This is a genomic window from Streptomyces siamensis (genome assembly GCF_039543605.1).
GTDB lineage: Bacteria > Actinomycetota > Actinomycetes > Streptomycetales > Streptomycetaceae > Streptomyces > Streptomyces siamensis.
In genome coordinates, this window is the sequence record NZ_BAABKB010000069.1 from 1 (window position 1) to 9,568 (window position 9,568).

9 protein-coding genes are annotated in these 9,568 nt (G+C 67.8%); 6 read left to right on the forward strand and 3 right to left on the reverse strand.

What is annotated here, in order from left to right:
• Positions 1–183, forward strand: a 183-nt coding sequence (locus ABEB03_RS43840) for a nitroreductase family protein (protein ID WP_459115360.1), incomplete at its 5' end; no start/stop codon positions are given.
• A 93-nt stretch (positions 184–276) separates the two neighbouring features.
• On the opposite strand, the gene ABEB03_RS43845 is transcribed toward ABEB03_RS43840, so the two are convergent.
• Complete coding sequence (locus ABEB03_RS43845; protein ID WP_345658704.1) at positions 277–1,158, reverse strand: helix-turn-helix domain-containing protein; 882 nt, start codon at positions 1,156–1,158, stop codon at positions 277–279.
• A gap of 367 nt (positions 1,159–1,525) precedes the next feature.
• Here ABEB03_RS43845 and ABEB03_RS43850 point away from each other — a divergent pair, with 367 nt between their 5' ends.
• The 3 genes from ABEB03_RS43850 (at position 1,526) to ABEB03_RS43860 (ending at position 4,937) form a co-directional block, all read left to right on the forward strand.
• The gene (locus ABEB03_RS43850) at positions 1,526–2,296 is read left to right on the forward strand and encodes an SDR family oxidoreductase (RefSeq protein ID WP_345658705.1); all 771 of its coding nucleotides are present in this window, start codon (positions 1,526–1,528) and stop codon (positions 2,294–2,296) included.
• Positions 2,297–2,321: 25 nt separating this feature from the next.
• Positions 2,322–3,251 (forward strand): alpha/beta hydrolase, encoded by a 930-nt coding sequence (locus ABEB03_RS43855; protein WP_345658706.1) that lies wholly within the window; start codon positions 2,322–2,324, stop codon positions 3,249–3,251.
• A gap of 195 nt (positions 3,252–3,446) precedes the next feature.
• Positions 3,447–4,937, forward strand: a complete 1,491-nt coding sequence (locus ABEB03_RS43860; RefSeq protein ID WP_345658707.1) for an aldehyde dehydrogenase family protein — start codon at positions 3,447–3,449, stop codon at positions 4,935–4,937.
• Positions 4,938–5,135: 198 nt separating this feature from the next.
• On the opposite strand, the gene ABEB03_RS43865 is transcribed toward ABEB03_RS43860, so the two are convergent.
• Positions 5,136–6,014: an alpha/beta fold hydrolase gene (locus ABEB03_RS43865; RefSeq protein ID WP_345658708.1), complete on the reverse strand. Its 879-nt coding sequence runs from the start codon at positions 6,012–6,014 to the stop codon at positions 5,136–5,138.
• A gap of 119 nt (positions 6,015–6,133) precedes the next feature.
• Positions 6,134–7,513: an MFS transporter gene (locus tag ABEB03_RS43870; RefSeq protein WP_345658709.1), complete on the reverse strand. Its 1,380-nt coding sequence runs from the start codon at positions 7,511–7,513 to the stop codon at positions 6,134–6,136.
• A 166-nt stretch (positions 7,514–7,679) separates the two neighbouring features.
• Here ABEB03_RS43870 and ABEB03_RS43875 point away from each other — a divergent pair, with 166 nt between their 5' ends.
• Positions 7,680–9,194 (forward strand): class I adenylate-forming enzyme family protein, encoded by a 1,515-nt coding sequence (locus ABEB03_RS43875; protein WP_345658710.1) that lies wholly within the window; start codon positions 7,680–7,682, stop codon positions 9,192–9,194.
• Between the two features lie 99 nt (positions 9,195–9,293).
• Positions 9,294–9,568: nitroreductase family protein (locus tag ABEB03_RS43880; RefSeq protein WP_345658711.1), on the forward strand; the 275-nt coding region annotated here is incomplete at its 3' end.

Genomic DNA, 9,568 nt, shown 5'->3' on the forward strand with positions numbered 1-9,568 from the left:
ACGATTCCGCAGGCGGCGATCGCGATGCACTCGGACCACGTGCGTGAGTTCTTCCGGATTCCGCAGGACCGGCTGATCGTGTGCGCGGTCTCCTTCGGCTACGCCGACACCGAGCATCCGGTCAACCGGTTCCGCACCACTCGGGCGGACGTCGAGGACACGGTCATCGTCGTCGACCACTGACCGTTCACCGCTGACCGCTGACCGCTGACCGCTGACCGCTGACCGCTGACCGCTGACCGCTGATCACGACTCCCGACGACCCGGCGGAGCCCTTTACGAAAGACGTGCCGGAGGGCAGGGGCATTCATCCGAACCCTGCGCGGCCGCGTTGGCCGCCAGGCGGCGAAGTCCCTGTTCCGAGGGACTGCCAGGCTGCGCGGTCCAGACCACGATGTGCTGGTCGGGGGCCGTGGAACTGGTCAGAGTGTCCCAGTCCAGGACGAGGGTGCCGGCCACCGGGTGGTGGAACACCTTGTTCCCCGTGCCCTGCACAGCGACCTCGCGCGCCTGCCACCAGCGCTGGAAGTCGGCGTGCGGGTCCATTCGCGCAAGGAGGTCGCGCAGGCGAGGGTCGTCCGGGTGGCGTGCGGTGTGCATGCGCAGGTAGGCCACGCAGGCGCGGGCGCCGGCGTGCCAGTCGTCGTACAGGGCGCGCAGCGCGGGGTCGTTGAAGAGCAGCCAGACGTAGTTGCGGTCCTCGGCCGGGACCTGCCCGAAGTCGATGAGCAGGGTTGCGGCCAGCCGGTTCCAGGCAAGGACGTCCATCGTGTCGGACAGCACGAGGGCGGGAGATTCCGTCAGCTGTGCAAGCAGCCTGCGGGTGTGTGGTGCGACGGCTCTGCGCGACGGGGCAGGCGGTTCGTCCGGCGGGCGGCCGGCGAGGTCGAAGAGGTAGGCGCGCTGGTCGTCGTTGAGGCGCAGGGCCCGGGCGAGCGCCTGCAGGACGGGAACGGACGCCTGCATGCGCCCCTGCTCGACCCGCGTGTAGTAGTCGGTGCTGATGGACGCCAGCTTCGCGACCTCCTCGCGGCGCAGGCCCGCCACCTTGCGCGGGGTCACGGTGTCAGGCAGGCCCACCTGGAAGGGATCGAGCTCGGCCCGGCGCGCCTTCAGGAAGGTGCCCAGTTCTTTCCGGTCGTCGGTGCCGGTATTCATGGTTCCAGTGTGGCAGCGGCCCGCGTGGATCGCGCTGTACCCCGTCTTTATGCAACTCGGGTGGGAGGGAGATTTTTGTCCCTGGACGAGTCCCTCCCGGGATGGGGGTCTCCCCTGGTGGATGCGTGTAGTGCGTGCCAGAGTGCTGGATATGACCCGGAGTGCATCCCGGAGAGTAGGCAGGTTCAACGAGAACCTCTTCACATAGGCCCCACTGTGTGAGGTTCCCCCGGGCATCCGGCCACCGGATATCGAATCCGGGACGGAATTCCGTCAGTCGTGATGTTGTTGCCGTCGACACATGAATACCCCTGTCGTGGTCGAGAGGGGATATCCAGTGAATTCAGCGGCGAAAGCCGAGAGTGTCATGACCACCATCAACCGCGTGCTCGTCGTCGGTGCCACCGGCCGCACCGGGCGGCACGTCGTCGCACGGGCGGCTGCGCACGGCCCGACGCCCGTCGCACTCGCCCGCTCCGAACCGCACGCACGCGAAGCACCGCCCCCGGTCACCGAGATCGTGACCGGCGACCTCACCTCACCGGAAACCCTCACGGAAGCCGTCCGCGACATCGACGCGGTGATCTTCGTCCACGGCTCCGACGACGACTCCCGTTCCGACTCCTTCGAGCGCGTCGACTACGGCGGCGTCGTGGGCGTCCTGCGCGCGCTCGGCGACCGCCGCCCCCGGACCGTCCTCATGACGACGTTCTACATCACCCACCGCGACCACTTCTTCAACGACAGCGGCCACGCCCTGGACTGGAAACGCCGCTCCGAACGCCTCGTGCGCCTCAGTGGAGCTCCGTACACGATCGTGCGCCCCGGATGGCTCGACGCGGGCAAGAAGGGGGCGCACCTGCGCATCGAGCAGGGCGACACCGTCGAGGGCGACATGAGCCGTGAAGCCCTCGGTCTCCTGCTCGTCGAGGCCTTGCTCCACGACGACGCGATCGGCAGAACCTTCGAGGTCTTCTCCGGTCCCGGACCCGCGACCACCGACTTCACCACGCTGTTCGGCGAGACCGTTCCGGATGCGCCCGGCGCCCTCGACGCGGTCGAGGACACAGCCGACCTGCCCGTCGACGCCGAACCCGCCCGCGTCCGGGACGACCTCGCACACCTGCGCATCCCCTGACCCCTCCACACATCAGGAGCACACGATGGAAGCCGTGACCTTCCCCAACGGCCCGGTCGCCATGGCGGGCAACCTCTACCTCCCCGCCGGCTTCGACCCCCAGGGCAGCTACGCAGCGATCGTCGTCGTCCACCCGGGTGGCGGCGTGAAGGAGCAGGCCGCGGGCCTGTACGCGAGCAAGATGGCCGAACAGGGCTATGTCACGCTCGCCTTCGACGCCTCCCACCAGGGCGACAGCGGCGGCGAACCGCACTTCCTGGAGGACCCGGCCACCCGGGTCGAGGACGTGCGCGCGGCCGTCGACTACGTGCAGACGCTGGACTACGTCGACGCGGACCTGATCGGCGCCCTGGGTATCTGTGCCGGCGGCGGCTATGCCGTCAACGCCACGATGACCGACCACCGGATCAAAGCGGTCACCACGGTCAGCGCCGTCAACATCGGCGCCAGCGCCCGACAGGGCTGGTACGGCAGCGAACTCGACTCGGCGGCCGTACCCACGCTCGACGCGGCCGCCCGGCAGCGGACCGCCGAAGCCAGGGGCGCAGAGGTCGCCTACGCTCCGTACGTCCCGCCCGAGCCCGACGAGAACACCCCGCGTGACCTGGTCGAGGCGGGCGACTACTACCTCACCCCGCGCGCCCAGCACCCCAACGCGCAGAACAAGATGCTCTTCGCCAGGAGCATCTCGAAGATGGTCGCGTTCGACGCCTTCCACCTCGTCGAGGACCTGCTCACGCAGCCGATTCTCATGGTGGCCGGCGGCGACGCCGGATCCCTGTGGCACACCACCAGGCTGCACGGCAGCGTGACCAGCCCGAAGAAGCTCGTGGTCGTCGAGGGCGGCACCCACATGGACTTCTACGACGTCCCGAAGTACGTCGACCGCGCCATCGAGGAGGCCACCCCGTTCTTCAAGGAGCACCTCACCGTCAAGCCCGCTGACCAGGACTGACGCACCGCTATCGGCACGACGTCACGGCGGCCGGGCACATAGGAGCCCGGCCGCTGTTGCCTGTCCGCCTTGACCGAGCACTCGGTGGTATTTAGAGTGCTGAACCATATAAAATATATCAACCTCTTTCGTCTATTGCCCGACCGCCCGCCCAGACCGCCTCCGCCCGTGGCCGAGGCGGAAGAGGAGCATGGAATGGATGCACGAGAAGGTGCCGCGCCCGCAGTCCCGGATTTCATCTCGGGCTCGAAGAAGCATTTGATCGACGGCAAGTGGGTCGAAGCCCGATCCGGGCGGCAGATCGAGACCGTCAACCCGGCGACAGGGCGATCGCTCTGCAGCATCGCCCAGGGGGATGCCACGGATGTCGATCTTGCCGTCGCGGCGGCCCGCCGGGCCTTCGAGGGGGAGTGGAGTCGCTGGACGCCGCATCAGCGGCGCAAGCTGATACTGAAGGTCCACGACGTCATCATCGACCACTTCGATGAACTGGCCCTGATCGAGACGCTGGACATGGGGGCGCCACTGTCGCGGACACAGGGACTCAAGGAGTGGACCTCGCAGGTTCTGCAGTTCTTCGCCACGCAGTGCGACGCCGCGACCACGTCGACGGCGCCGAACTCGCTTCCCGGCCAGTTCCTGACGCTGAAGCACCTCGCCCCCGTCGGCGTGGTCGGCGGGATCATTCCGTGGAACGGCCCTTTGATCGGCCTCTGGTGGATCTTCGGCCCGGCGCTCGCCACGGGATGCACCGCGGTTCTCAAGCCTGCCGAAGACGCCTCCCTGTCGGTGCTGCGGGTGGCCGAACTGATGGTGGAGGCAGGTGTGCCCGATGGCGTGATCAACGTCGTGACGGGCTACGGCGCCGATGCGGGCCAGGCCTTGGCGGAGCACAAGGACGTCGACCGGATCGCCTTCACCGGATCGACCGGCACGGCGCAGTCGATCATCCGTGCCTCGGTCGGCAACTTCAAGCGTCTGCAACTGGAGTTGGGAGGCAAGTCGCCCGACATCGTCTTCGCCGATGCGGATCTGGACAAGGCCGTGCCCGGCGCCGCCATGGGCGTGTACACCAACAGCGGCCAGGTCTGCGTCGCCGGTACGCGCATCCTGGTTCAGCGTTCGATCCATGACGAGTTCGTCGAGCGGATGAAGGAGTTCACGAAGACCATCCGTGTCGGAGACGGGCTCGATCCCAACACCCAGCTGGGACCGCTGATTTCGGAGCGGCAGCTGGAGCGCGTCATGCACTACATCAACCTGGGTGGCGGCGAAGGCGCGCGGCTGGCGAGCGGTGGCACGCGCCTCGGTGGCGAGCTGGCCGCCGGCTTCTTCGTCGAGCCGACCGTCTTCGCCGGCGCGACGAACGACATGACGATCGCCCGCGAGGAGATCTTCGGGCCGGTCGCCTCGGTGATCCCCTTCGACGACATCGACGACGCCCTGCAGATCGCGAACGACACTCCGTTCGGCCTGGCCGGCGGTGTGTGGACACGCAACCTGTCCACCGCGCACAAGGTCTCGCAGGGCATCAAGGCCGGCACGATCTGGGTCAACTGCTACGGCGTCCTCGACCCGGCCGTCGGCTTCGGCGGCACCAAGATGAGCGGCTATGGATGGAAGGGGGCCCGAGAGCATGTGGAGGGCTACCTGTACCCGAAGGCCGTCTACATCAACCTCGACTAGAACCTGTCCGCCTCCCCCCTCAAGACGCGACCGGGATACTCGCGTTCGTTCCTCTCCGCGTAGCCGTTGTCGCCGGCGGTCCGTACGGGGTGAACTCCACGGGGTAGCAGGGCGGGGCGGCCAGAGACGCGGGCGCGGGATCGCGCTCTTCAGGCCGGACGGGCGGGGGACTCTGTGCCAGATGCCCCCGCCCGCTACTCAGACGCCGTCGGCGTGCTGGACCCGCTCGGTGAGAAAGCCGCGGAGGTGGGAGGTGAACACGTCGTTGTCGTCGCCCGTGATCATATGGCCCGCCGCGACCTCGACCAGGCGCGCCGAGGGTACGAGTTCGAGCAGTTCGTTCGCGGCCTCGGCGGTGACCATGTCCGAGTGGTCGCCGCGTACCAGCATGGTCGGCACAGTCACGTTGCTCGCCGCTCGGCGCAGCCTGTCGACGGCGAAGTTCCGTTCGTCCGTGCTGGACTCGAGGAACCGCGGGTCCCAATGCCAGTACCAGCGCCCGTCGGCGCGCTGCCGCACGTTCTTCTTGAGCCCTTCCAAGTTGCGTGAGGTGCGGCGACGGGGGCTGTAGGCGTTGACCGCCTCGGCGACCTCCGCCAGAGACGAGAACCCGTTCGGGGCGCTTGCCATGAACGCGCGAACCCTCGCCTGGCCGGCCGCGTCGACTCGGGGTGCGATGTCGACCAGAACCAGACCGGCCGTCGTGCCAGGGCGTTCGCCCTCCGCGACGAGAGCGGTTCGTCCGCCCAGGGACGCACCTATCACCACGGGTGGCCGGTCGAGCGTGTCCACGACGCAGTACAGATCGGCGACGAAGCCGTCCAGGGTGTACTCGCCATCGGCGGACCATTCGCTGTCGCCGTGCCCGCGTGCGTCCACGGTGATGGCCACCCAGCCGTCCGTGGCGAGTTTCCGTACGGTCCGTGCCCATGAGTGCCGGGTCTGCCCGCCGCCGTGCATGAGCAGGACGACCCCGTGTTCGGGGGTCGTAGGGCTCCACCGGTCGGCGACCACCCGCGCACCTCGTGCGCCGCGGAACGCGATGTGCTCGTGATGGAGGTGGTCCTGCGCAGCCACGCTGCCTCCGTGTGTCTACTCGTCGGCCGTCATTGCAACGTCCAGTATTTTATATAAATGAGAACTCCGGGCGGCAACGAGCGGGGCGTGAGACTGCTCGCCACCCACGTTCCCTGTCCTCAGTGCCCCTGCGGTGCGGCCTCGGCCTGGTCGAGATCGAGCCGATCGAGATCGACCATTCGCGTCTCGCGGAGCCGGAAGGTGCAGATCGCCGCCAGGAGGCACAGCGCGGCCAAGTAGACCCCGAACGCAGGCGCCCCGAAGGACTTCGTCATCGAGGGCGCGATCAGTGGTGAGACGGAACCTCCGATGACGGTTCCCAGGTTGTACGAGACCGCTGACGCGCTGTAGCGGTACCGGGTGTGGAACTGTTCCGGCAGGAAGGCTCCCATCGGCGCGAACTGGATGCCGCTGAGGAGCATCGTGACGCACAGCGCGAGCGTGAACGTGAGACCGGAAGCGTGGGAGAGGACCGGGAAGAGGGCGAGTGCCCAGACGGCCGAGGTGACGCTCGCCCCTCCGATGACCGCCCGGCGGCCGAACCGATCGGACACGGCGGCGCCCACCAGACCTCCCAGTGCCAGCATCAATCCGCTCACCGTTCCCGCTGTGAGCACGAACGTTCGGGACAAGCCGAGCTCGCCGTGCGCGTAGTTGGTCAGGTAGGTGCCTGAGACGTAGAAGAAGGCGAACGGCGTGAGGCCGACGCCGGCCGCGAGAACGATCTCTCGCGCCTGGTGCCGGAAGGCGTCGAGGAACGGCATGCGCGCCGCACCGTTGCGAGCCAGTTCCTGCTGGAAGACCGGAGTCTCGTCGATCTTGAGCCGGACGTAGAGGCCGACCGCGACCAGCACGGCGCTCGTGATGAAGGGGATGCGCCAGCCGTAATTCGTGAAGGTTTCGTTGTCCATGCCAAGGCCCGTGGCGAGGAATGTCGCGTTGGCGAGCGGGAAGGACAGCGTCGCGCCGAGCTGGGGGAATGTAGCCCAGAATCCGCGCTTGTCCTTCGGGGCGTACTCCGTCACGAAGAGGTTGGCTCCGGCCCACTCGCCGCCCGCCGCCAGCCCTTGCACGATCCGCAGGGCGACGAGAATGAGGGGTGCGGCGGCACCGATCAGCGCGGGCGTCGGCAGCAAGCCGACTCCCGCGGTGGCGATCCCCATCATCAGCAGGGTCGTGACCAGTGTCCTCTTGCGGCCGAGGCGGTCTCCGAAGTGGCCGAAGAGGGCGCCGCCGATGGGTCGTGCCACGAACGCGACACCGAACGTCGCGAACGACGCCAGGACGCCCGCTGTCGCACTCAGAGCGGGGAAGAAGACGGATGGGAAGACCAGCGCCGCCGCCACCCCGTAGATGGCGAAGTCGTAGAACTCGACCAGAGTCCCGATCATGCTGGTGAAGGCGACGTTCCGTCTTGTCGCGGCGAGGGAGCGTTGTTCGTCGCCCGTGCGATCACGCAGACTGCCGTCTGCGGGTGGGGTGTTCTCCGTGTGATTCATGGGGCCTCATCCGCGTGCGTCGTCGAACAGGGAAGAGCTCTTGAGTCCGGCGGACCGTATATTAAATATTTCCGGAGTTCAAGACTTCCGGAGTCTCCCGATGGCGGCCCGAAGAACCCTATATTCCCTGCGACTTGACCCGTTTCCTCTGCCGGAAGGACGAGCAATGCGCACCTGGTCCGAGATGGTTGCCTACCACGCGGCGCGCAGACCGGACGCCCTCTTCGTGCGCGACGACACGGAGGAGGCGACCTATGCGGAGATGTCCCGCCGGCTCGCCCGGCGTGCCACATGGCTTGTCCACCGTGGAGTCGAGCCGGGTTCCCGGGTGGCGCTGCTGGCCCGGAACAGCGTCGCGCTCGTCGAGACCCTTCTGGCCTGCCATCATCTGGGCGCGGTGGGGGTCCCGCTGAACCATCGGCTGTCCGCCGACGAGATCGCCTACCTGATCGGGCACAGCGAAAGCCACCTACTCGTGGTGGACCCCGAGTTCGAGGGGCTCGCGGGCCGGGCCGTGGCCGGCCACCCCGGATCGCCGGCGGTCGCCGAGCTCCGGCCCGCGGCCGAGTCCGGGCTCGGCGATCTCGCGCCCGCGGCACCGGTGGAGGTGGGGCTCGACGACGTCTGCCGGATCATGTACACGTCCGGCACGACCAGTCGGCCGAAGGGCGTCGCCCTGACGAACCGCAACATCCTCGTCAAGTGTGCCGCGCAGGCACGTGAGTTCGGTCTGAGCTTTCGCGACCATGGTCTGGTCGCGGGGCCGCTCTTCCATATCGCAGCGCTGGACGTCACGCTGACGAACGCGGCGTACGTCGGCGGTTCCGTCCGTCTGCTGCGCAGGTTCGACGCCGACCGGGTGCTGGACCACCTGCGCAACGACGGCGTGACCCACGTCTGGCTCGCACCGGTGATGATCCGCAGAGTACTCGAGGCGGCTCGACAGGCCGGGGGCGTCGTCCTCGGTGAGGGTCCCCGGCTGATGATCGGCGGCGGCGAGCCGACTCCGAGGGAACTGATGGAGCGGATCGCGACGGTCTTCCCGAACACGTGGTACGCCAATGTCTACGGACTGACCGAGACGAGCACGGGGGACACCGTGCTTCCGCAGTCGCAGGCGGGAATGCGCCCGACAAGTGTGGGGCTCGCGGTCGCGGAGTCGACCGTACGGGTCCTCGATCCGGAGGGGCGGCCCGTCGCGCCGGGCGAGCGCGGTCAGGTGGCCATCGGTGGGCCGAAGCTGAGCCAGGGGTATTGGCGGGACCCCGAGGCGACGGCCGCGAGCAGGCACGAAGGGTTCTTCCTGACCGGTGACGAGGGCTACCTCGACGACGAGGGTTACCTCTTCATCACCGGACGCTTCAAAGACGTGATCATTTCGGGTGGGGAGAACATCGGCGCGGCCGAGGTGGAACGGGTCCTCGTGACGCACCAGGCGGTGGCGGAGGCCGCCATCGTGGGCCGGCCCGACCCGCAATGGGGAGAGGTCCCCGTGGCCTTCGTGGTGGCGCGGCAGGGTGCCTCGCTGGAGGTCGCCGATCTCGACGAGCACTGCCGGGAGAAGCTCGGCCTGCTGAAGACGCCCAAGGAGTACCGACTCCTGTCGGAGCTGCCCCGGACAGCGATCGGAAAAGTACACAAAGCCCAGCTGAGAGAGTTGCTGGGCCGCGCGGAGAGCTGACCCTCTGTTGCGAGCGTGCATCAATATATAATATTCCTGCGTTCGCTCTTCTCGTCGACACCGACAGGTCGCCGCATGGCGGCACGCAAAGGGAGTCTCGTGAGCACGTCAGAAGCCCTCGAAGTCCAGGTACGTTCCGTGGCCGACCGCCCGACGGGTGGGTCCGCGGTGGCGGCTGCACCCGTCGGGTTCAAGAGGCTGCTCGGTGATCGCTGGAGCTGCCGTGCGTTTTTGCCGGACGAGGTTTCCGACGACGTGATCGCGGAGATGTTCGGGATCGCGCAGCGGACCGCGTCCTGGTGCAACACCCAGCCGTGGCAGGTGTATCTGACGAAGGGCGAGGCGACCGGACGGTTCGCGGCGAGTCTGACCGA